This window comes from Pseudomonas sp. FW215-R2 (genome assembly GCF_058789255.1).
Genome location: NZ_JBYTBO010000002.1, coordinates 44166 through 67621, shown reverse-complemented (window position 1 = coordinate 67621; position 23456 = coordinate 44166). Strand labels below are relative to the sequence as shown.

The window sequence follows — 23456 nt, the reverse complement described above, 5'->3', positions numbered from 1 at the left end:
TCTCCGGGGCATTCGTTACAGGACAATGCTCATGCCGTCATACGCCACTTCAACATTGCGCCGAACCAGTTCCGCGCGCTCCGGGGAGTCTTCGTCGAGAATCGGGTTGGTATTGTTGATGTGAATAAGCACCTTGCGCTGCTCGGGAAGCTGTTCCAGCACTTCGAGCATGCCGCCGGGGCCGTTCTGCGCCAGGTGGCCCATTTCGCGGCCGGTGCGGGTGCCGACGCCACGGCGCTGCATTTCATCGTCGTCCCACATCGTCCCGTCCACCAGCACGCAGTCGCTGCCGGCCATGATGTCCAGCAACGGCGCGTCGACCTTGCCCAGGCCCGGGGCATAGAACAGTTTGCCGCCGGTGCTGAGGTCTTCGACGATCAGGCCAATGTTGTCGCCCGGGTGCGGGTCGAAACGGTGTGGCGAATAGGGCGGTGCGGCGCTGCGCAACGGCAGCGGGGTGAAGCGCAGGTTCGGGCAGGCGGCGACGGTGAAGCTCTGGTCGAGTTCGATGCGGTTCCAGTCCAGCCCGCCGTTCCAGTGCTTGAGCATGGTGAACAACGGGAAACCGGTGCTCAGGTCTTCGTGGACCATGTCCGTGCACCAGACCTGATGCGGGCAGCCTTCGCGCAGGCTGAGCAGGCCGGTGGTGTGGTCGATCTGGCTGTCCATCAGGATGATCGCGCTGATGCCGGTGTCACGCAGGGCTCGGCCCGGTTGCATCGGGGCGAAGCCCTGAAGCTGCGCGCGGATGTCCGGCGAGGCGTTGCACAGCACCCAGTTCACGCCGTCATCGGAGATGGCGATGGACGATTGGGTGCGGGCCTTGGCATTCAGGCTGCCGTCGCGAAAACCGGCGCAATTGACGCAGTTGCAGTTCCACTGCGGAAAACCGCCACCGGCGGCCGAACCCAGAATCTGGACGAACATGAACGCTCCATCATTTCAACGCTGAAAATAAAACGCCCCGGCGAGCCGAGGCGTTGCACTGCAGTGTTCTGCTTGAGGCAGGACTCAGCGGCTGGCGAAGTACATGGTGACTTCGAAGCCGATGCGCAGGTCGGTGTAAGCAGGTTTGGTCCAGGCCATCGGGTGACTCCTTTTTCAGGTGGGTGAGATAGCGCTATCCATAGGTATAGTCCACGGCAGCGCAGGGATGTTCCAAATAGTTAGGTGGCTATGTTACTCAAAATTTCAGGGGGTTGGCCCGTGAATCTTTGAGAAAGCTCCTTGCAGCCCCGGTAATGATCATTTTGCCGCTTGCCAGGGCGTGCCCGGCGCAAGGTTGTTGGACAGGCCGTGCCAGCCGCCCTCGGCGCGGATCAGGCGTTGTACGGCGGCCAGTAATGCCGGGCGATCCAGTTGAGCGATGGCGCAGCGCAGTTGTGCCAGATAATCCGACGAGTGGCCGGCGAGTCGGGCCTGCCACAGGAACTCGGCCGCAGCTTTGCCGGACAGGACGCTGTCATCTAACTGATCGGCAAGCGTCTGGCGTTGCTGGGTGAGGCTGGCGTCATCGAGTTGTTCGATCAGGGCTGGCAGGCCATCGAGAAACTGCTGAATGTGGTCGAGCAATTGCGCGGCGGTAGCCGAGGGCGATTGCACGCCGAACAGCAATCCGCTCTGGCCATGAATCTGACGCAACCCGCTGAACACCGCGTAACCGAGTTGCAGTTCGACTCGCAGGCGTTGGTAGAAAGGTGTCTGGCACAGGTGCGCGAGCAGGCGCCACGCGGCTTCATCGGCGATTTCGTGGCTGGCGGTCGGGCAGAACAGCAGCAAGGCGTGTTCGCTGGAGTCGCTGTCGATTTGCTGCCACAGGTATTGGGCATTGGTTGCCCAGGGGGCGGGCAATTGACTGTCCGGGATGCCGGGGATGCGGCTCAGGGCCAGGCCCATGGCGGATTGGGTCTGTGGGTTGAGTCCCAACGCCAGGCCGTCCCAGCGCGAAGTTGTCCACAGGTGCGTGGCATTGTCAGACGTCGTTCGCGATTGCAGGACGTGTTCGGGTAATGCCTTGAGCAATTGGCGAATCGGCATCAACGGAGTTTCCGGTTCACTTCGCGCGGAATCGGGATCAACTTGCGTCAGATGTTTCAGCGCATGCTCGAGGACGCTGGGCAATATGTCCTGCAGACCGGTCACCTTCAATAGCCACTGATTGCCCGTGGTGCTGAACGAAAGCTCGACCCCGGCCTGGCGTGCTTCATCCGACACTTCCCGCAGACTGCGTTGCAGTTTCGCTTGCAGCTCGGCCGTGGCCGCCGCTTCCATCTGCCAGCGCACATACACCGCACCTTCGTCAGCGTTATCCGGCAGCGCCTGGCTGAATTGCATCGGCGAGCGTTCACGACGGCTGCGCGAGCGATCCTGAGCGAACGTGCGCAGGCCACGGTGGGCGCTGGTCTGGCCGCGGATCAGGCCGGCGTTGGCCAGCGGTTCGGCTGTACGCAAAAACGGGTTGGCGGCGGGCAGATGCCAGTGGCCGCTGAAGTTATCCACAGTGCCAATTTTGCCGAGAATCTCTTTGAGCGCCGCAACGGCCGATTCGGACAAGCCGCTTTCGAGTTGTTCGCTGTCGAGTCGCGCCAGATTCAGTGCACCGCTGACTTGCTGCTGACGTTGAAGCTGCGCCGCATATTCCTCACGCAATACCGGCCAGTCCTGCTGTGCGGCGAAGAAACTCAGCCAATCCAGCCATTGCTCGCGAATGGCATCGAGTGACCCGCAGGGTGCAGTGAACTGAAGATGCAGCAAGGCTTGCCCTGCGAACTGGTACTGCACGCAGGCCTGCAAACCATTCGCGAGACCCTGCTGCTGCAAATGCGCGAGCAATCCACCGGGTTTGGCGCTGTTCAACCAGTGACAGAGAAACGCCAACGCTTCGGCCGACGACTCCGGCAGATCCTCCAGCGCAAACAGCAGATTGCCGCGCCGCTCGCCGACCTGTTGATAACTTGTCTGTGGGTTGTCCATCAAGCGAGCTGGGGCTGCCTGTGCAGTTTTATCCCCAGCGGTCAGCGCGGCGGCAAACTGCTCGGCCAGCACTCGCAGCTCTTCAATGCTCTGCGACCCGACCAGACTCAGGGTCATCTGCCCCGTGCGGTAAAACTGCTGATGGAAGTCTTTCAGTGCTTGCTGAAACTCCGCTTGTTCTACTGGCAGGCTGTCGCGGTTCCCTGCATGAAAGCCGCGCAACGGATGCTCTGCTGACAATCCCTCGAACAGCGCCTCTTGCTGCTGAGCTTTGGCGTCCTGGGACCACGCGACAAACTCTGCCTGCAACACTTCCCGTTCCCGCAACTGATCGTCCGGATTCATACGGGGATGGGTGAGCATGTCTGACAGACGCTCCAGCCCACCGTTGAAGGACGCTGGCGGCAACTCAAAGAAGAAATCGGTGGTGCGCTCGCGGGTGCTGGCATTCACCTGGCCGCCGTGACCTTGCACGTAGGCCATCAGCCCTTGGCTTGCAGGAAAACGCTCGGTGCCGAGAAACAGCAAATGCTCAAGGAAATGCGCCAGTCCCGGCCACGCCAACGGCACGTCATGACTACCGGCAGCCACCCGCAACGCGGCGGCGCTGCGCTTCAGGCCGGGCACGTGACGCAGGGTCACGCGCAAGCCGTTGGCCAGGGTTTCGGTGTGGGGGCGGGGATGAGTCGGCGCAGGCATGGGCACTTCCAGAACAGTGAAGTGCCAATGCTAGCGGATTAGCGCTTGTTGAGCGCGTCGTAAAGTTCGGGGCGGCGGTCGTTGAAGTAGCGGTTGGCGCTGCGGGAATCGACCATCAACTGGCGATTGAGCTCACCGACGATCAGTGCTTCATCCAGTCCGGCCTGGGCGATGCGGCTGCCATCCGGCGCGGCGATGCTGCTTTGTCCGCAGTAATGGATATCGCCTTCATGGCCGCAGTAGTTGGCGTAAGCCACGTAGCACTGGTTTTCGAAGGCGCGGGAGCGCACAGAAACGTCAGCAATGAAATCAAAAGGAATCATGTTCGCCGTCGGCACCAGAATCAGCTCGGCACCTTCAAGGGCCAGGCGCCGGGCGTTCTCCGGGAACTCCAGGTCGTAGCAGATCAGGAACCCGAGCTTCCAGCCGTTGAGTTCGACGATAGGAAACTCGCCATCGCCGGGGCTGAACATCGAACGATCCAGATCGCCGAACAGATGCGTCTTGCGGTAATTGCACAGGCGCTCGCCGTTCGAATCGATCAACTGCACGGCGTTGTAAATCTGCTCATCCGCCGTGCGCTCGGGGTATCCGTAGAGAATCGCCAGGCCGGCAGCCTTGGCGATCCGCCCGACTTGTTGCGCCCATTCACCGTTGTAGACCTCGGCCAGCGTCGCGACCGCTTCCTTGCCGATGTTGTAGCCGGTCAGGAACATTTCCGGCACCACCAGCAGGTCGGCGCCTTTGGCCTCCATCGCCAGTTGTTGCAGGCGCTGGAGGTTGGCGGCGGGTTCCAGAGGCAGCGGTGGGCATTGGTAAAGGGCTACACGCATCAGGGATTCCTCTTACTCGGGCAGGGCGATCGGGCCGATGTCGTTGAACACATCACCCGGGCCGGGGTTCTCTTTATGTGTGGACCCGCCGAAGTGCTTCATGATTCCCCACACCGCGTTGAGCGAAGTCTGCACTGCGCCTTCGACCCAGGCTGGCGTCCACGACACGTCGTCGCCAGCGATGAAGATCCCGCGCTGCTCCGCCGGCATGTCGTCCTGCATGAAGTGCGCGTACATGCGCTGGTTGTAGCGATAGTGGCCGGGCAGGGCGCCCTTGAATGCGCCGAGGAAGTGCGGGTCGGCTTCCCACGACACGGTGATCGGATCGCCGATGATCCGCGCGGCGATGTCGACTTTCGGGTAAATCTTCTTCAGTGCATCCAGCGCCAGTTTCACGCGTTTTTCCACCGGGTGCGGGAGCATCTTCAGCGCGTCGCTCATCCACGAGTACGACAAGCAGATCACGCCCGGTTTGTCGTCGCCGTTGTCGAACAGGTAGGTGCCACGGGTCAGGCGGTCGGTGAGGGTCATGCTCATCAGGTCGCGGCCGGTTTCCGGGTCCTTGTCCTTCCAGAACGGCCGGTCGACCATCACGAATGTCTTCGACGATTGCATGTAGCGAGTGCGGTCCAGCGCCATCCACATTTTTTGCGAGAACAGGGTTTCGTCGCATTCGATCTGGGTGGTCAGCAGCCAGCTCTGGCAAGTGGTCAACACGGCGGCGTATTCGCGGGTGTCACCGTTGTTGTCGGTGACCGCGAAACGTCCGTCAGGCGCGTGGGCGATTTTCTTCACCCCGGAGCGCGGCGCGCCATGGTGCAACGATTTCAGGCTGGTGCCTTGCGGCCAGTGCACGCAGCGCTCCGGCGCATGACGCCAGATGCCTTGCGGCACTTGTTCCACACCGCCGACCACCAGGTGCTGGTGATCGTCGCAGTTGGTCATCACCACACGGAAGATTTCCAGCATCGAGTTGGGGAAGTCCGAGTCCCAGCCGCCGGTACCGAAACCGACCTGGCCGAACACTTCGCGGTGATGGAACGACAGCTTGGCGAAGGCTTTCGACGTGGCGACAAAGTCGTAGAACGTGCGGTCGTCCCACAGCGGCACCAGGGTGTTCCACAGTTCTTTGAGGCGTGGCACGTCGCGGTCGCGGATTGCTTGCTGGATATCGGCGAACTGCGAGCCGGCCTCCAGAGCATCAGCCCATGCGTCAGCCACTTCCTGGAACAGTGCAGGAAGATCCTTCAGGCTCTGTGCGTAATGGGTTTTACCTTCCAGGTCGATCACGGTACTGCCGGAGGCCGGCGTCAGCGGGTTGGGGAAAGGCTTGGTCTCCAGACCGAGTTTGTCGACGTAGTGATAGAACGCGGTGGAAGACACCGGGAAGCGCATGCCACCGAGCTCGGCGACGATGCCGTCAGTGCCGTTGAATGCCTGGGAGCGCAAACGGCCGCCAAGCTTCGAGGCCTCATAAACGACGGGTTTCAAGCCCAGTTTCATCAGCTCGTAAGCCGCCACCAGACCTGCAATGCCGGCACCGACGATCGCCACTTCGGCGCCGTGATTATGCTCGGGAATGCTGCCGAGACCGGCCGGGTGTTCGATCCAGTCGTCGAAGGCGAAAGGAAAGTCCGGGCCGAAAATGGTGATCGGTTTCTTACCGTCTGCAGGATGGCGATTGTTCTTGTTCATGGCTGACCTTGCTGGCGACCCGACGCTGGATGCGCGTCTGAGTATAGGAAAAGATGCCAGCCATTCTAGGGAGCGTAGAACACGTTAATAAGACGCAAAGTGTCGTCGTTTTGAGCGTTGGTGCTGCAATCTGACGAATATAATGATCAGACTGGATGTCCGCGATCAATTTTGCTGCTGAGGATGATTGAGGTCGTGGTCTTCTCCACGCCGTCTACGCTGCCGATCTGATCCAGCAATTGATCCAGTTGTTCCGGCGAGTCGGTTCGCAGCCACGCCACATAATCAAATTCGCCACTCACCGCACACAACTGCTGCACCTGGGCCATCGCACTCAACCGCCGCAACACCTCTTTGCCGGAGCGCGGCTGCACCTTGATCCCGACATACGCCTGCAACCCGCCATCCACGACGCGCTGGCCCAGGCGCACGCCATAACCGGTGATGACTTTGGCCTTTTCCAGTCGCGCCAGCCGCGAAGTCACGGTCGTGCGTGCGATGCCCAGTTGCCTGGCCAGCATTGCCACGCTTTCACGGGCGTTGATTTGCAGGGCAGCGATCAGCTGGCGGTCGATTTCATCAAGCACGGGTGGGCGGATGTCGGGCAAGGGCAGGCTCCAGCGGTACGGATCAATGGGGCTGCATGTTACAGGCTCGTCACGCGAGGCGCTTGTGAGCGCTGATTGAATGGCTGGGGTCAGGCAGTCGCTGGGTCGGGGGATTTTACTGAAACAAAAGAACGGACAAATGATTTGACTTGCCTGCTGCCTTTATCAAAAATGGCCTCAAGAGCGCGAAATCCGCTGCCTTGCAGGGCTTCAGCGGACGTAGGTACCTCAGCGATGCTGCAACATCGGTGTAAGGTGAGACCTCTTCATCCCATTTCCTGAGGATGCCAATATCAGGATTCAAATACTCAAGGGGAGCCAACAGGCTCCCCTTTTTGTTTGTCCTGAAGAACGTATCTCTTGTAGAGAAGTTCGCCCTGGCGGTGCTTGTTCATCGCTCTTGCCGGGGCATGCATGAAGTTCCACAGGACGTGTCCGTGCCTGACATCCACCACGACGAGCATGTCATTCTTTGCCTCGTAGGCGTTGATGAAGGCTAGGCGGTATCCGCCGTTGTCGTACAGGATTCTCCAAATTTCAAAAGGTCCCGTCAGCGTATCAATGGCATGCCGAACGTAGCGCTCTCGTGAGTCAGCGCGTTTTTCGACGATGTGGGCGAGTTTGTCCCTCATCACCGCAACGTTTCCGATCGGCGTGAGGATGGTCACTGCCAGTAGCGCCTCGTCGATGAAGCCGAAGTGAGCCAGGAGAATCTTGAGGGCGCCTTGCGCATCGTCTGCCCTTTTTACCTCATCGATTACCGCTGACCGAAACTCCCTGGCCAGCGTTCGCAGGTCGGGCAAAGCTAAGTCGATCCATGTTTGTTGGCCACCTGCTTCTTTGACCAGTGGCGCAGCACTCATGAGCATGAAAGTAATCCTTGGCGGGCAGCGGCGCCCGGAGATTACTCGCTCGGAGAAAAGGCCAACAAGGCCGAAAACTGAGTAGAAACACAGCTTGGGAAATTACCTACAGACCTTGCGGTAGTCTTCCGAACATTGCGTTGTTGAATACCGTAATCGCCAAACGACAGGCGAAAAAAAGCCGCACATATGCGCGGCTTTTTCATGTTTGGTGGGCCCACACGGACTTGAACCGTGGACCAAAGGATTATGAGTCCTCTGCTCTAACCAACTGAGCTATAGGCCCTCAGTAGGCCGCGGATTATAGCGACGGTTTCTCGGCTGTGCTATCCGAAAAATCTGATACGGCTATGCGAAGAAACGTCGCGGCGAATTCCTCGGGTGGCAGCGGCAGGCTGACGATGTAGCCCTGGATCTGTTCACAGCCTTCGGCGGCGAGGAATTGTTGTTGGGCCTGGGTTTCCACGCCTTCGGCGATCACAGTGAATTGCATGCTGCGGCCCAAGGCGATGATGGCGCGGACAATCGCCGCGTCGTGCGGGTCGTCGGGCAGGCCACGGACGAAAGACTGGTCGATCTTGAGGATGTCCAGCGGCAGGCGTTTGAGGTAGCTCAGCGAAGAATAACCGGTGCCGAAGTCGTCGATGGCCAGCTGCACGCCGAGGTGTTTGAGTTGATGCAGCACCGCCAGGGCTTCTTCGGCCTGGCTCATGATGAAGTTTTCGGTAATTTCCAGTTGCAGTAAATCCGGCCTGAGGCGGTTGTCCTTGAGCAGTTGTTCGATGCGTCCGAGCAGGTTCGGCTGGCGCAGCTGTGCGCCGGCGAGGTTGACCGACAGTGGGCCCAGGGATTCGTAAATCTGGTTCCACTCGAACATCTGCCGGCAGGCGGTTTCCAGCACCCAGTCGCCGATTTGCAGGATCATGCCGTTCTCTTCCGCCAACGGTATGAAGTGCTCCGGAGGCACTTCGCCGAAGGTCGGGTGACGCCAGCGGATCAGGGCTTCGGCGCCGACCAGAGAGTGATCGTCGAGGCTGATTTTCGGTTGGTAGTAGAGGTACAGCTCCTCGCGTTCGATAGCCCGGCGCAGTTCATGTTCCAGCGCCACCCGTTCGCTGGCCTGGGCGGTGAGGTCGCGGGTGTAGCTTTCGACGCGGTTGCGGCCCTTGGCCTTGGAACGGTACATCGCCGCATCGGCGTTCTTGATCAGGGTGGCGACGTCACAGCCGTCACGGGGATAAAGACTGGTGCCGATGCTGGCGCTGATGAAAAACTCGTGCTCGCCCGCCTGGAACGGTGCGCCGAAACAGTTCAGCAGTTTGGTGGCAATGTTGTCGGCATCACCGGCCTGTTGCAGCCCTGGCAGCAGGATGATGAATTCGTCACCCCCCAGTCGCGCCACGGTATCGATGTCGCGCAGCTGTTCTTTGAGGCGTACGGCAATGCCCTTGAGCAGCAGGTCGCCAACCGGGTGGCCGAGGCTGTCGTTGATGTGCTTGAAGCGGTCGAGGTCGAGGAACAACACTGCGCCCAGGCTGCCGTTTTCCTGCTGGCTGTTCAGCGCCATCTGCAGACGGCTTTCGAACAGCGTGCGATTCGGCAGGCCGGTCAGCGGATCGTGGTGGGCCTGGTAATCGAGTTTGGCCTGGGCGTGCTTGAGGCTGGAGATATCGGCAAACACCGCGACGAAGTGGGTGATGAACTTGTCGCGATTGCGCACGGCGCTGATGGTCAGCCAACTTGGGTATAACTCGCCATTCTTGCGTCGGTTGGAAATCTCGCCTTGCCAGTGGCCTTCGTCAGTCAATTGATGCCACATCGCCGCGTAAAACGCGCTGTCGTGCAGCCCTGAGGCCAGCAAGCGCGGGGTATGCCCGAGCGCCTCGCTTTCGCTGTAACCGGTGATTTCGGTAAACGCACGGTTCACCGCACTGATGTGCTGTTGAGTGTCGGTGATCAATACGCCTTCAGCGGTGCTCTCGAACACGGTCGCGGCCTGTTGCAGTTTTTCCTGCATCAGGTGGCGCTCGGTGATGTCCCGGGCGATGGTCAGCATGCAGTCTTCGTCGCCGATCGGCAGTGGACGGCTGGACACCTCGCAGAGGCGGATCTGCCCGTCGCTGCGGCGGATGTGGCAGGTGAAATCGCGAACGAAACCATCACGGTGCAGCAGATCAAGCATCTGTTTGCGTTCGTTGAGGTTGACCCAGATCCCCAGATCCAGCGCCGAGCGGTCCACCGACATGGCGCTGTTGAAACCGGTGATGCGGCTGAAACCTTCGTTGACCTCCAGCAGCAGGCCATCGCTCTGACGCGACAGCAGCAGTCCGTCCGGCGAGGCGTGGAAGGCCTTGGCGAACTTCTCTTCGGAGGTTTGCAGTTGTTGCTGGGTTTCCTTGAGTGGAGAAATGTCGCGCACCACCACGACCAGCGCCGGTGTGGTGTCGAGTTCGAACGGTTCGGCAGAAATCAGCCCGGTGAACACCTGGCCATTGTTGCGACGAAAGGGCATCTCCAGGTTGCGGATGCTGCCAGCCTGCAGGCGCTGCAGCAGGCCCGGCCCGACGCCGGGAATGCCCCAGATGTTGAGTTCGGTAGCGGTCTGGCCGATGACTTCTTCAGCTCTCAGCCCGATCTGCTCTTCAAAGGCCTCGTTGACCTCCAGCAGGCAGCCGTCGGACAGCCGTGCAATCACCAGAATGTCCGGGCATTGCTGGAACACCGAGGCGAATTTCTGCTCCGACAGGCGCAATGCTTCTTCGGTGCGCTTGGTTTCGCTGATGTCGATCATCAGGCCGCGCATCACCGGCTCGTGACCGTGTTCGATCAGGCTGACGATATCGCGCACCCACAAGCAACGGCCGTCAGCGGTGATCACCCGATAATCGAGGCTGTGATCGCGCCCGGCAAGGACTTCGTGATCGCAGAAGCTTTGCGCGCGGGTCAGGTCTGCCGGGTGGATGATGTTGCGCCAGAAGCCCGGTATCAGCCAGTGCGACAGTGGATAACCGAGCAGATCCTCGGCGTGGGGCGAAACGTAGCTGTAGGTGAAATCGCTGATTCGCGCTTCCCAGGCGATGGCCGACAGGCTCTCCACCAGTCCGCGATAGTGGTATTCGCTGCTGCGCAGTTCCTGCTCGAGGTCTATGCGTCGGGCAATTTCCGAGCTCAAGCGGCGGTTGATGCGGATCACCACGGCCAGGATGATCACCAGCAGCAACAGGCCAGGCAAGCCGTAGACCAGCAGATCCGACCAGAATGTCCGATGATCGAGGACGTTGCCTACCCAATGTTCCTGAATGCTGCTGATTTCTTCCGGGGACATGTCGGCCAGGACTTTATCCAGGATGCTCACCAGCATTTTCTTGTCCCGGGGTACCCCCATGGCCAGTTGATAGCGATAGGGGGTTTCGCCGCTGACATACAGCCCGTCGAGCTTGAGCTGGCGCAGGCTCCAGACGCTGGAGGCGAGATCGCCGACCACCGCGTCTACTTCATCTGTGGCCAGGGCCTGCAGGGCCGAGCTGACATTCGGCATGGCGACCAGATTCAGGTCGGGGTGATGGGTGCGCAGCAGTTCGTGAGGGGCATAGTTTTCGACAACGGCGATTTTCAGCCCGTACAGATCCTCGATCTTGCGCGGTTGCGGGCCGCCGACGTGGGCGAGGATGACGATCGGAAAGTCGAGGTAGGGTCGGGTGAAAGCCAGGTAATTCTGGCGTTCCGGGGTGGACATGATGCCCGGCAGCAGATCGATGGTGCCGTTTTTGGCCTGTTCGAGCACCACCGTCCAGCTCACGGGTTCGATCGGTGTCAGTTTGATCGCCAGGCGCTGACGGATCACATCGATATAGTCCGCTGCCAGGCCCTGATAACGGTTCTGATCGTCCCGGAACTCAAATGGCGGCCACGATGCATCGACACCCAGGCGCAAGTCCGGGTGAGCCGCCAGCCAGCTACGTTCTTCATCGGTCAGAGTCAGCGCGTCAGCCGTTGCGGTCCAGATCATCAGTGACAGCAAAAAAAGCACGGACGCCAGTCTGGGCATAACGGTCTCGTTATGGCTCGGGGGAATGTTTCGAGTGTAGACGGGCTGTGCGCGAGGGAAGGGCGGAGCGAGGTATTTAATCTGCCCCATAAACAAAACCCCCGGCCTGGGCCGGGGGTTCTGGTGTCACTCGTCGAGGAAGGAGCGCAGATGCTCGCTTCGCGTCGGGTGGCGCAGCTTGCGCAGCGCCTTGGCTTCGATCTGACGGATCCGCTCGCGGGTCACGTCAAACTGTTTGCCGACTTCTTCGAGCGTGTGGTCGGTGTTCATGTCGATACCGAAACGCATGCGCAGTACCTTGGCTTCACGGGCAGTAAGGCCGGACAGTACTTCGCGAGTCGCTTCTTTCAGGCTCTCAACAGTGGCGACATCGATTGGCGACTGCATGGTCGAGTCTTCGATGAAGTCACCCAGATGGGAGTCTTCGTCATCACCGATCGGGGTTTCCATGGAGATCGGCTCTTTGGCGATCTTCAATACCTTGCGGATCTTGTCCTCAGGCATCTCCATGCGCTCACCCAGCTCTTCCGGGGTCGGTTCGCGACCCATTTCCTGCAGCATCTGCCGGGAAATACGGTTGAGCTTGTTGATCGTCTCGATCATGTGCACCGGAATACGGATGGTGCGGGCCTGGTCGGCGATCGAGCGAGTGATCGCCTGACGGATCCACCAGGTGGCATAAGTCGAGAACTTGTAACCACGACGGTATTCGAACTTGTCCACCGCTTTCATCAGACCGATGTTGCCTTCCTGGATCAGATCGAGGAATTGCAGACCGCGGTTGGTGTACTTCTTGGCGATGGAGATCACCAGACGCAAGTTTGCTTCAACCATCTCTTTCTTCGCGCGGCGGGCTTTCGCCTCACCGATCGACATGCGACGGTTGATGTCCTTGATCTCGGCGATGGTCAAACCGGTCTCGGTTTCCAGCGCGGTCAGCTTTTGCTGGCAACGGATGATGTCCGGTTGCACGCGGCCAATGGCTTCGGCGTACTTGCTCTTGCCTTTGGCCAGGGCGTCGGACCAGCTTTCGTCGACTTCGTTGCCCGGGAACTGGCGCAGGAAATCGGCACGCGGCATACGTGCATCACGTACGCACAATTGCATGATCGCGCGCTCTTGCTGACGCAGACGATCCAGGGCACTGCGAACACGCTCGACCAGGGCTTCGAATTGCTTCGGCACCAGTTTGATCGGCATGAACAGCTCGGCCAGGGCCAGCAACTCGGCAACGGCTGCCTTGTTGTGACGACCGTGCTTTTTCAGCGCCTTGCGGGTGATTTCCATCTGGTCAGCCACGGCGCCGAAACGCTGGGCAGCAATGACCGGATCCGGACCGCTTTCGGCTTCTTCTTCGTCATCGGAAGATTCGGCGTCATCGTCCTCGGAATCGTCGTCCGCTTTCGCGGCTTTCGCATCGATCGGCGGCGGCACTTCGGCGGCTGGCGGCGTGATGCCGTCGTCCGGGTCGATGTAACCGCTCAGAACGTCGGACAGGCGACCGCCTTCGGTGGTGACCCGAGTGTATTCGGAGAGAATGTGGTCAACCGTGCCCGGGAAGTGCGCGATTGCGCTCATCACCTCACGGATGCCCTCTTCGATACGCTTGGCGATTTCGATTTCGCCTTCACGAGTCAGAAGCTCGACCGTACCCATTTCACGCATGTACATGCGCACTGGGTCAGTGGTGCGACCGATATCGGTCTCCACCGCTGCCAACGCAGCGGCTGCTTCTTCCGCAGCGGCCTCGTCGGTATCGGCGTCGGCCAACATAAGGGCGTCCGCATCCGGAGCACTCTCGTGTACGGGGATCCCCATGTCGTTAATCATGCGGATGATGTCTTCCACCTGCTCAGGATCTGAAATATCCTCGGGCAGGTGGTCGTTGACCTCGGCGTAAGTCAGATACTTCTGCTCACGACCCAGTTTGATCAACTCAATAATACGAGACTGCTGTTGCGCTTTTCCGGACATAACACCCTATCCACTGAAGGTCTTGGCGGGCAAAAAACAAGCCGAGGATTATACCTGAGCTATGACCTCACGCGCCAGTTGAGGTCGGGTTTGATGCAGGAACATCCCGTTTAAGCAACTCGAGCAGCAAAGATTTTTCTTCGGCGCTCAAATCGCTTTGACGTGATTTCCTGGAAAGTTGTTCCAGCTTTCGCTCGCGCTGGCGGGCGGACAAGCTAGTTATGGTGTCGAAAAACTGTTGTTCAAGGTTTTCTCCGTTGATCAGCCATTCCTTTTCTGCCAGGCGGGTCAGCAATCGACCCTGCTCGGTGCCGTGCCATCGCGAGATCAACTGAAAAGAGTTTAGCTGAGGATTCTTTTGTACGGCCTCAAGCGAGGCCACCAGAAGCTGGGTGTTGGTATTGTCTTCGTCCGCGAAGTGACCGGCGGTCTCGACTTTCAGGGCCAGCTGCGGGTGGTGGATCACGGTTCGCAGGGCGGCCATGATCGGTGTTTCGACGGCGGCCGGTATCCGTGGGGCACGCGGTTGATCGCGATCACCACCACGTTTGCCATTTTTGTCCCAGGGTTTCTTGTCCCATTTCTTGCCGCCGGCGCCGGATTTCTTCGGCGTCCATTCCTGCTGCGGCACATACATGTCCTGTGCCTGCGGCTGATGGTAGTCGCTGTAGTCCGGTATTGCGTCGTAATCGATGCCTGGATCGTAGGCGGGCGGCGCTTCCTGTGGTGCGCTCTGGGCCAATTGACTGACGGTCTCGCTGCTCAGACCGGTGATTTCGGTCAGGCGCTGACGCATCAGGATGCGCAGGTTGGCCCCCGGCACCTTGTCGATCAGCGGCGCGGCAAGGGTGGCCAGGTGCGCCTTGCCTTCGAGCGAGCGAGGGTCGGCCTCTTCGGTCAGTTGCTGGAAGAAGTAGTCCGCCAGCGGTTGTGCGTGCTGGTTGATTCGCGCCCGGAAGGCGTCGGTGCCTTCGGCTCGGATCAAGGTGTCCGGGTCTTCGCCTTCAGGCAGAAACAGGAAGCGCGCGCGGCGACCGTCCTGCAGGCTGCTCAGTGTAGCTTCCAGCGCGCGCCAGGCGGCGTTGCGGCCAGCCTGGTCGCCGTCAAAACAGAACAATACGTTCGGCACGACGCGAAAAAGACGTTTCAGGTGTTCTTCACTGGTGGCCGTGCCCAGCGTCGCGACGGCATTGCGCAGGCCTTGCTGGGCCAGGGCGATGACGTCCATGTAGCCCTCGACGACGATGATTTCGTCGAGGTTGCGGTTGTTCTTGCGTGCTTCATAAAGGCCGTAGAGTTCCTGGCCTTTATGGAATACCGGGGTTTCCGGCGAGTTCAGGTATTTTGGTTTGTCGTCGCCGAGAACTCGGCCACCGAAGGCAATGATGCGCCCGCGGGTATCGCGGATCGGGAACATCACACGATCACGGAAGCGATCATAGCGTTTGCCGGTTTCGGCGTTCTCGATCAGCAGGCCGGCGTCGATCATGGCTTTCTGCTGCAGAGTGTCGCTGCTCAGGTGCTTGAACAGGTTGTCCCAGCCCGGTGGGGCAAAGCCGAGGCCGAAGTCTCGGGCAATCTCGCCGGTCAGGCCGCGACCTTTTAGGTAGTCCACGGCAGCCTTGCGTGCCGGGTGGCTCTTGAGCGCCTGCCGGTAAAAATCGGCGGCGGCGGTCAGCAGCGGATAAAGCGGCGAATCGGTCGGCTGTCGCGGTTTGTGCGAGCGGCCACCTTCTTCGCGCGGGATTTCCATGCCCGCCGCCTTGGCCAGATCCTCGACGGCCTGGGGAAAGTCCAGGTTGTCGTGATCCATGAGAAAACCAAGCGCGTTGCCGCCAGCGCCGCAGCCGAAGCAGTAATAGAACTGCTTGTCGGGGCTCACGCTGAACGACGGGGTCTTCTCTTTATGAAACGGGCAACAGGCGGTGTAGTTTTTGCCGGCCTTCTTCAGTTGCACGCGCGAGCTGACCACGTCGACGATGTCGGTGCGGTTCAGCAGGTCGTCAATGAAGCTCTGGGGAATCAGCCCGGCCATGGCGTTCTCGTCTGCGCTGTAATGGGTCCGATGCGAAGGGCGGCCGGACGATCATGGTGTGAGGCGCGCAAGATAAAGTGCGGCTCGACCAGTGTCGTTGACGTAATCGCTGTCGGGAAGTGTATCTGCCGAAAATTCACTGACGTTAGTACTCATCAGTCTTCGACTATTTGAAAGTGTTGCGCTGAATCCGCTGACGGCCGGTATGCTGGCCTCGGATAGCTCATGAAACGGGCACGCAAGCAGGTGCCTTGGGCTGATCGTCGTAAGAGGAATCAGTGGGTGTGCTCGTCAGTAGCCTTGAAAGGCTCGTCAGAAAAGACGTGCACCGCTGGCAAAAGAGCCAGGCCTGACGCGGTGAAGCGGATTTGTCTCGGTCGCGTGTGCGGCTTCGACGGTGAAGCATCAAGCGTTTTACGCAAATGCCATAAGCCCGGCTGAGGGCCGGGCTTGGCAGAAGCTTGCTACGATCGTCTGTGTATTAGTACAGACGAACGGCGCGGCGCTGTTCGCGCTGAACTTTCTTGGCGTGACGCTTAACAGCGGCTGCTGCCTTGCGCTTACGCTCAGAAGTTGGCTTCTCGTAAAATTCGCGGCTACGAACTTCAGCCAGTACACCGGCTTTTTCGCAGGAGCGCTTGAAACGACGCAGAGCTACGTCGAAGGGTTCGTTCTCTTTAACTTTGACGGCTGGCATCCAGAGCTACCTTCATTCATTACCGGGGTCAACATCCTCGCGGCAAAAGAGCACTTGAAGACGTCGGTTTTTAAGGGTTGCGGATGTTAACCCCTCAACGCTCGGAATGCAAAGCCTCTGATCGAAAACCGCTGGTCGGGGCATCCAGTGGCGACTATTATGCGCGCCTTCGAATTCAGCCTAAACAAGGCGCAAACCCATGCTAGTACTGGGATTAGAAACTTCCTGCGACGAAACCGGCGTCGCTTTATACGACAGTGAACGCGGTCTGCTGGCCGACGCATTGTTCAGTCAGATCGACCTGCATCGCGTCTACGGCGGTGTGGTGCCGGAGCTGGCCTCGCGCGATCACGTCAAGCGCATGCTGCCCTTGATCCGTCAGGTGTTGGCCGAGGCCGACTGCGTGCCGACCGAGATCGACGCCATCGCCTACACCGCGGGTCCTGGCCTGGTCGGTGCTTTGCTGGTCGGTGCTTCGTGCGCTCAGGCGCTGGCGTTTGCCTGGGGCATTCCGGCCCTCGGTGTGCACCACATGGAGGGCCACTTGCTGGCGCCGATGCTGGAGCCAAAGCCGCCGGAATTTCCGTTCGTCGCTTTGTTGGTCTCCGGTGGTCATACGCAGCTGGTTCAGGTCGATGGCATCGGCCAATACAGCCTGCTGGGCGAAACCCTTGATGACGCCGCAGGCGAAGCGTTCGACAAGACCGCGAAGATGATGGGCCTCAACTACCCGGGCGGCCCGGAAATCGCCAAATTGGCGGAGAAGGGCGTCGCAGGACGTTTCACTTTCCCGCGTCCGATGTGCGATCGCCCAGGCCTTGATTTCAGCTTCAGTGGCTTGAAGACCTTTGCCCTCAATACCTGGCAGCAGTGCGTCAGCGCCGGGGACGACAGCGAGCAAGCCCGTTGCGACATCGCGCTGGCGTTCCAGCAGGCCGTGGTGGAGACTTTGACCATCAAGTGCAAGCGTGCGTTGAAGCAGGCCGGCATGAAGCGTCTGGTGATCGCTGGCGGCGTCAGCGCCAACAAGGCGTTGCGTGTATCGCTGGAGAAAATGCTCGGCGACATGAAGGGCGATGTGTTCTATGCCCGTCCAGAATTCTGCACCGACAATGGCGCAATGATTGCGTTTGCCGGTTGCCAGCGTTTGCAGGCTGGCCAGCAGGAAAGCCTGGCGATCAGCGTGCAGGCGCGCTGGCCGATGGAGCAGTTGTCGGCGCTGTGATGAGCGGCGCTCACGTGCGGTATTTAAAAATGCCGTTCGCGCCCGGCAAACAGGTCGCGTAGATTGCCCCGGTGACGCCAGACGATCAGCAGCGTCAGCGTGCTCATCGGCAGCAGCGCCTCCGGTTCCTGCCAGGCCAGTAATGGCAGGGTCAGGGGCGTGGCGATCAGCGCTGCCAGCGAGCTGGTGCGGGTCAGATAGAACGTCAGCAGCCAGGCGCACACGGCCAGCAGCGCGGCAGGCGGATACAGGCCCAGCAGCATGCCGGCCGCCGTGGCAACGCCCTTGCCGCCGCGGAAACGGAAGTACAGCGGGAACAGGTGACCGATCACGGCGCAGACGCCGATCCAGGCCTGATCCTGTAGTGGAAGGCCCGCTGCCGAAGCGATCAGCACCGGCAGCAGGCCTTTGCACAGATCACCCAGCAGGGTCAGGATCGCGAGTTTGCGACCGGCCAGGCGCAGCATGTTGGTGGCACCGGCATTACCCGAGCCACTCATTCGCGGATCCGGATTTCCGGTCAGGCGGCTGAGCAAAATGGCGAAGGACAGCGAGCCGAGCAGGTAGGCGAGGATCGCCAGTAACCAAAACATGCTAACTATTCCGGGCGAGGACGCCCTGATTCTAACGGCGCATTGCGCCCTTGTCGTGCAGCGGAGAAAAGTGCTTGGACAGAGTGTTTATCGAGGGCCTGGAAGTCGACACCGTGATCGGTGCCTACGACTGGGAGCGCGGCATCCGACAGTGCCTGCGCCTTGATCTGAGCTTCGCCTGGGACAATCGCCCGGCTGCAGCCGGTGACGACCTGACCCTGGCACTCGATTACGCCAGTGTTTCCACGCGGATCCAGGCCTTTGCCGAGCAATCCCAGTATCAACTGGTCGAGACCTTCGCCGAGCGTCTGGTCGAAGTGCTGATGAGCGAATTCAAGATTACCTGGGTGCGTCTGAAGCTGACCAAGCCTGGCGCGGTCCCGGCTGCCAAGGGTGGTGTGGGCGTGGAGATCGAGCGCGGATGTCGCTGACTCAGGTCTATCTCGGGCTCGGTAGCAATATCGAGCGCGAAACCCATTTGCGCGCCGGTCTGGATGCCCTGGCCGGTTTTCTGGTGGATATCCGCTGTTCGGCGGTGTTCGAAAGCCAGCCGGTGGGGATCAAGAGTGGGCCTTTCTACAACTTCGTGGTCTCGGCGTTTACCGATCTGCCGTTGATGGAGCTGGATCGTCGGCTGAAATTCATCGAGGCGGATAACGGTCGTTATGCCCCGGATCGCAAGGGGCTGCCGCTGGATATCGACGTCTTGCTGTACGGCGAGCTGGCAGGCAATTTCGACGGGCTGATCCTGCCCCGGGCCGAAATTCTGAAAAATGCCTTTGTGCTGTGGCCGCTGTCGCTGATTGCGCCGGATCGGGTACATCCGGGCGTGGGGAAAAGTTTTGCCACGTTGTGGGCCGAGGCGCAGATCGATCAGGTGTTGGCCCCGGTCGGATTTGAATGGCGCGGTATTCAGCTCACGCCTTCAGATCTGTTGAACTGACTGGAGCCATCGCGAGCAGTCTCGCGATGGCTCCAGATGTTCTCAGGAAGACGCTGATTCCTTGTAAGCCTTCAACGCCTTGAGCCGTTCGCGCTTGAGCGCTTCGCCCAGTTCGGGGCCCTGGAAGCCCTTCTCCAGCAGCGGCTGAGCCGCAACGCCCCGAGCAGCGCTGGCTGCGCCGCGCAGGTAATCCGCCTGTGGATAACTGCGTTGCTCAAGTCCTTTGCGGCCTCGTGCATCCATCTCGCACGCGACGATAAATTCTTCGAAACGCTGCGGTCGGCGATAAACATCAAAGCTCTGCAGCAATTCCAGCAAGGTCGACGCCTTCAGTTCCAGGGCGCGATGACCGTGGGTGTGGTACTGGCCGACCAGCAAGGCCAGTTCCTGACAATCCTTCGGTGCCTTGAAGCGCTCGTTGACGGCTTTGATCAGCTTCAGGCCTTTGTGCTCATGGGCGATATGCCGCGGCCATTCCTCTTCAGGCGTCAGACCTTTGCCGAGGTCGTGCAGCAGGCAAGCCCAGCGCACCGTCAGCGGTTGCTGGTGCAGGGCGGCTTGCTCAAGCACGCTCAGCGTATGAATGCCGCTGTCGATTTCCGGGTGATGGGCTTCCGGTTGCGGTACGCCGAACAATGCATCGACTTCCGGCATCAGCACTTTCAGAGCGCCGCAATCGCGCAATACCTGAATGAACACCTGCGGCTGATTTTCCATCAGTGCGCGGGAAATCTCTTTCCAGCTGCGTTCGGCGGTCAGAGCCTCCAGCTCGCCGGATTCGCTGAGCTCGCGCATCAGTTCCAGCGTCTCGGGCGCCACCTTGAAGCCGAGTTCCGCGTAACGAGCTGCAAAGCGGGCAACACGCAAGACTCGCAGGGGATCTTCGGCGAACGCGGGGGAAACGTGACGCAGGATTCGATCGTCGAGATCGCGCTGGCCGTGATAGGGATCGGTCAGGTTTTGCTGATCGTCCTCGGCCATGGCGTTGATCGTGAGGTCGCGACGGATCAGGTCTTCTTCGAGCGTGACCTCGGGGCTGGCGTGAAAGGTGAATCCGCCATAACCGCGACCGCTCTTGCGCTCGGTGCGGGCGAGGGCGTACTCCTCGCCGCTTTTCGGGTGAATAAACACAGGGAAATCCGCGCCTACCGGGCGAAACCCTTGGGCGAGCATTTCTTCTGCGGTGGCGCCGACCACCACCCAATCGATCTCGGTGACCGGTTTGCCCAGCAGGCGATCACGTACTGCGCCGCCGACCTTGTAAATCTGCATAAAAAACCTCCGTTGGCCCGACAGGATAACCCTTGCGCCGGACTTTCGGAGGCCAGAACGGGATCAAAGATGAATGACGGCCAGATCGAGCCGGCCGTAATCCCCCTCGCCGTGTTCGCTGCGTGGCGGTACATGGTGGGTTTTCATGATCTGGTCGCCCTGCAGGGTTTCCAGATGAATGTCGAAACCCCACAACCGGTGCAGGTGCTTGAGTACCTCTTCGGTGGAGTCGCCCAGCGGTTTTCGGTCGTGCTGCTGGTGACGCAGGGTCAGTGAGCGGTCGCCGCGCCGGTCGATGCTGTAGATCTGCACGTTCGGTTCACGGTTGCCGAGGTTGTACTGCGCGGCCAGGGTCTCTCGGATGATCCGGTAGCCGCCCTCGTCATGAATGGCGGGCACCAGCAGATCGTCCTTCTGGTCGTCATCGAGGATGCTGAACAGTTTCAGGTCGCGGATCACCTTGGGTGACAGGTACTGCAGGATGAAACTCTCGTCCTTGAAGCTGCTCATGGCGAACTTGATGGTCGACAGCCAGTCGGTGCCGGCGATTTCCGGGAACCAGCGACGGTCTTCTTCCGTTGGTTCTTCGCACATGCGCCGGATGTCGCGGTACATGGCAAAACCCAGTGCGTAAGGGTTGATGCCGTTGTAGTAGGGACTGTCGAAACCTGGCTGGAACACCACGCTGGTGTGAGACGTGAGGAACTCCATCATGAAGCCGTCGGTGACCAGACCCTCGTCGTACAGGTCGTTCATCAACGTGTAGTGCCAGAAGGTTGCCCAGCCCTCGTTCATCACCTGGGTCTGGCGCTGTGGATAGAAATACTGGGCGATCTTGCGCACGATCCGCACGATCTCCCGCTGCCAGGGTTCCAGCAATGGCGCGTGTTTCTCGATGAAATACAGGATGTTTTCCTGTGGCTCTGCCGGGAAGCGTGCATTGTCCTTGTCGCTGTATTTGTCCGCGCCCTTGGGGATGGTTCGCCACAGGTCGTTGATCTGCTTCTGCAGATGCTCTTCGCGATCCTTCTGCCGGCGTCGCTCTTCCTCGGCGGAAATCGGGTACGGACGTTTGTAGCGGTCGACGCCGTAGTTCATCAAGGCATGGCAGGAGTCGAGCAGGTCCTCGACCGCGTCGATGCCATGGCGCTCCTCGCATTGCATGATGTACTGCTTGGCGAACACCAGGTAATCGATGATCGAGCTGGCATCGGTCCAGGTGCGGAACAGGTAGTTGCCCTTGAAGAAGCTGTTGTGGCCGTAGCAGGCATGGGCCACCACCAGCGCCTGCATGCAGATGGTGTTTTCCTCCATCAGGTAGGCGATGCACGGGTCGGAGTTGATCACGATCTCGTAGGCCAGCCCCATCTGCCCGCGGCTGTAGGATTTCTCGGTGCTGAGGAAGTGTTTGCCGTAGGACCAGTGGTGATAGCCCAGCGGCATGCCGACCGAAGCGTAGGCGTCCATCATCTGTTCGGCGGTGATCACTTCAATCTGGTTGGGATAGGTGTCCAGGGCGTACCCGGCCGCGATCCGGGCAATTTCGCGGTCGTAGGTCTGGATCAGCTCGAATGTCCATTCGGAGCCGGTGGAAATGGGTTGGCGCTTCTGCTCTTTGGCGGTCATGTCACTAACCTGCGCTGGAAGAGTTCACGGAAGACCGGATAGATATCTCCGGCCGAGACCAGCTGCTGCTGGGCAAAAGTGTCAGAAAAGGCTTCGGCGATGCGTTCGTACTCGTACCACAGGGCCTGATGTTCGCGCGGGGTGATCTCTACGTAAGTGTAGTACTGCACAAACGGCATGATCTGATTGATCAGGATGTCGCGGCAGATCGGCGAGTCGTCGTTCCAGTTGTCGCCGTCGGAAGCCTGTGCGGCGTAGATGTTCCATTCGTTGCTCGGGTAGCGCTCGGCCATGATCTCCTGCATCAGTTTCAGTGCGCTGGAAACGATGGTGCCGCCGGTTTCCCTCGAATAGAAAAACTCTTCTTCGTCCACTTCCCGTGCGCTGGTGTGGTGGCGGATGAACACGACGTCGATCTTGTCGTAGTTCCGCTTCAGGAACAGGTACAGCAGGATGAAGAAGCGTTTGGCGATGTCCTTGGTCGCCTGGGTCATGGAGCCGGAAACGTCCATCAGGCAGAACATTACAGCTTTGGAGCTAGGGTTCGGCTGCTTGATCAGCAGGTTGTACTTGAGGTCGAAGGTGTCGAGGAACGGCACACGGTGGATACGCGCGCTGAGTTTTTCGATTTCGGCTTCGAGATTCTGGATATCGCCGAAGTTGTCCGGTTCTTCGCGTTTCAGGCGGGCCAGTTCTTCCTTGGCTTCGCGCAGTTTGGCGCGGCTGCTGCCGGACAGCGCGATTCGCCGGGCGTGGGCCGAGCGCAGTGTGCGAATGATGTTGATCCGGGACGGGTTGCCCTCGTTGCTGATCCCGGCGCGGACCGTCTTGAAGGTATCGGTGCCGCTCAGGTTGCGTTTGACCAGGTTCGGCAGTTCGAGGTCCTCGAACATGAATTCGAGGAATTCTTCCTGGGTGATCTGGAAGACGAATTCATCCATGCCTTCGCCGGAGTTGCCGGCCTTGCCCGGTCCGCGACCGCCGCCGCCTCCCGGTGGGCGGGCGATGTGTTCGCCTGCGGTGAATTCCTTGTTGCCGGGGTGAACCACGGTCTGCTTGCCGCCACGGCCGTGGTGAAGCACCGGTTCGTCGATGTCGCGACCGGGAATACTGATTTGCTCGCCGTGCTCCATGTCGGTGATGGAGCGCCGGCTGACCGCCTCTTCGACAGCCTTCTTGATGTGGTCACGGTAACGCCGCAGGAAGCGCTGACGGTTCACCGTGCTCTTGTTCTTGCCATTGAGACGTCGGTCGATCACATAGCTCATGACTGCTCCTTAGAAGCTGTCCTGCAAAGGGGCGAGCGGTCATGCAGCGTTGAACCGAATGCCAAGGGACGCACACGCTCCCCCAAGCGCTTTGGGTGCTGCCT

At 60.0% G+C, this 23456-nt stretch carries 18 protein-coding genes and 1 tRNA gene; 3 read left to right on the top strand and 16 right to left on the bottom strand.

The genetic code is table 11. The annotated features are described in order from the left end of the window. Positions 1 to 15: 15 nt before the first annotated feature. The 12 genes from pqqB to rpsU form a co-directional block, all read right to left on the bottom strand. On the bottom strand, positions 16 to 927 hold the full coding sequence (gene pqqB, locus AC3WRD_RS02830; protein WP_102619779.1) for a pyrroloquinoline quinone biosynthesis protein PqqB: 912 nt from the start codon (positions 925 to 927) through the stop codon (positions 16 to 18). A gap of 84 nt (positions 928 to 1011) precedes the next feature. Further along, entirely contained in the window at positions 1012 to 1086 is a 75-nt protein-coding gene (gene pqqA, locus AC3WRD_RS02825) for a pyrroloquinoline quinone precursor peptide PqqA (RefSeq protein ID WP_003444522.1), read from the bottom strand. Between the two features lie 159 nt (positions 1087 to 1245). Continuing rightward, positions 1246 to 3672: a pyrroloquinoline quinone biosynthesis protein PqqF gene (gene pqqF, locus AC3WRD_RS02820; protein WP_102619780.1), complete on the bottom strand. Its 2427-nt coding sequence runs from the start codon at positions 3670 to 3672 to the stop codon at positions 1246 to 1248. 38 nt (positions 3673 to 3710) lie between these two features. Beyond that, positions 3711 to 4505 (bottom strand): carbon-nitrogen hydrolase family protein, encoded by a 795-nt coding sequence (locus AC3WRD_RS02815; RefSeq protein WP_102619781.1) that lies wholly within the window; start codon positions 4503 to 4505, stop codon positions 3711 to 3713. Between the two features lie 12 nt (positions 4506 to 4517). Beyond that, entirely contained in the window at positions 4518 to 6200 is a 1683-nt protein-coding gene (locus tag AC3WRD_RS02810) for a flavin monoamine oxidase family protein (RefSeq protein ID WP_096817873.1), read from the bottom strand. 146 nt (positions 6201 to 6346) lie between these two features. Continuing rightward, positions 6347 to 6808, bottom strand: a complete 462-nt coding sequence (locus AC3WRD_RS02805) for an Lrp/AsnC family transcriptional regulator (RefSeq protein ID WP_007959884.1) — start codon at positions 6806 to 6808, stop codon at positions 6347 to 6349. A gap of 308 nt (positions 6809 to 7116) precedes the next feature. After that, positions 7117 to 7677, bottom strand: coding sequence for a PBECR2 nuclease fold domain-containing protein (locus tag AC3WRD_RS02800; protein WP_102619782.1), 561 nt, complete (start codon positions 7675 to 7677; stop codon positions 7117 to 7119). A 203-nt stretch (positions 7678 to 7880) separates the two neighbouring features. Next, positions 7881 to 7957, bottom strand: a tRNA-Ile gene (locus AC3WRD_RS02795). 15 nt (positions 7958 to 7972) lie between these two features. Beyond that, complete coding sequence (locus AC3WRD_RS02790; protein ID WP_102619783.1) at positions 7973 to 11719, bottom strand: bifunctional diguanylate cyclase/phosphodiesterase; 3747 nt, start codon at positions 11717 to 11719, stop codon at positions 7973 to 7975. Between the two features lie 126 nt (positions 11720 to 11845). Further along, positions 11846 to 13693 (bottom strand): RNA polymerase sigma factor RpoD, encoded by a 1848-nt coding sequence (gene rpoD, locus AC3WRD_RS02785; protein WP_102619784.1) that lies wholly within the window; start codon positions 13691 to 13693, stop codon positions 11846 to 11848. A 67-nt stretch (positions 13694 to 13760) separates the two neighbouring features. After that, the gene (gene dnaG / locus AC3WRD_RS02780; RefSeq protein ID WP_102619785.1) at positions 13761 to 15728 is read right to left on the bottom strand and encodes a DNA primase; all 1968 of its coding nucleotides are present in this window, start codon (positions 15726 to 15728) and stop codon (positions 13761 to 13763) included. Positions 15729 to 16209: 481 nt separating this feature from the next. Continuing rightward, the gene (gene rpsU, locus AC3WRD_RS02775; protein ID WP_002551877.1) at positions 16210 to 16425 is read right to left on the bottom strand and encodes a 30S ribosomal protein S21; all 216 of its coding nucleotides are present in this window, start codon (positions 16423 to 16425) and stop codon (positions 16210 to 16212) included. Positions 16426 to 16624: 199 nt separating this feature from the next. On the opposite strand from rpsU, the gene tsaD reads away from it, so the two are divergent. Beyond that, positions 16625 to 17650 (top strand): tRNA (adenosine(37)-N6)-threonylcarbamoyltransferase complex transferase subunit TsaD, encoded by a 1026-nt coding sequence (gene tsaD, locus AC3WRD_RS02770; protein WP_039768071.1) that lies wholly within the window; start codon positions 16625 to 16627, stop codon positions 17648 to 17650. Positions 17651 to 17673: 23 nt separating this feature from the next. On the opposite strand, the gene plsY is transcribed toward tsaD, so the two are convergent. Continuing rightward, positions 17674 to 18243 (bottom strand): glycerol-3-phosphate 1-O-acyltransferase PlsY, encoded by a 570-nt coding sequence (gene plsY / locus AC3WRD_RS02765; RefSeq protein WP_096817882.1) that lies wholly within the window; start codon positions 18241 to 18243, stop codon positions 17674 to 17676. Between the two features lie 74 nt (positions 18244 to 18317). On the opposite strand from plsY, the gene folB reads away from it, so the two are divergent. Both folB and folK read left to right on the top strand, forming a co-directional pair. Beyond that, positions 18318 to 18674 (top strand): dihydroneopterin aldolase, encoded by a 357-nt coding sequence (folB, locus tag AC3WRD_RS02760; RefSeq protein ID WP_064599849.1) that lies wholly within the window; start codon positions 18318 to 18320, stop codon positions 18672 to 18674. Then, positions 18665 to 19186 carry a 2-amino-4-hydroxy-6-hydroxymethyldihydropteridine diphosphokinase gene (gene folK / locus AC3WRD_RS02755; RefSeq protein ID WP_096817884.1) on the top strand — a complete coding sequence of 174 codons (522 nt, stop codon included), beginning with the start codon at positions 18665 to 18667 and terminating at the stop codon, positions 19184 to 19186. Before folB ends, folK begins: the two co-directional genes overlap by 10 nt. A 42-nt stretch (positions 19187 to 19228) precedes the next feature. Here folK and AC3WRD_RS02750 read toward each other — a convergent pair whose 3' ends face one another. The 3 genes from AC3WRD_RS02750 to AC3WRD_RS02740 form a co-directional block, all read right to left on the bottom strand. Next, a complete protein-coding gene (locus tag AC3WRD_RS02750) occupies positions 19229 to 20458 on the bottom strand; it encodes a multifunctional CCA addition/repair protein (protein WP_102619786.1) in 1230 nt (409 codons plus the stop codon). Positions 20459 to 20521: 63 nt separating this feature from the next. Then, positions 20522 to 22084, bottom strand: coding sequence for a SpoVR family protein (locus AC3WRD_RS02745; protein ID WP_096817887.1), 1563 nt, complete (start codon positions 22082 to 22084; stop codon positions 20522 to 20524). Next, on the bottom strand, positions 22081 to 23352 hold the full coding sequence (locus AC3WRD_RS02740; protein WP_096817889.1) for a YeaH/YhbH family protein: 1272 nt from the start codon (positions 23350 to 23352) through the stop codon (positions 22081 to 22083). The genes AC3WRD_RS02745 and AC3WRD_RS02740 overlap by 4 nt, the downstream gene beginning before the upstream one ends. Positions 23353 to 23456: the final 104 nt, after the last annotated feature.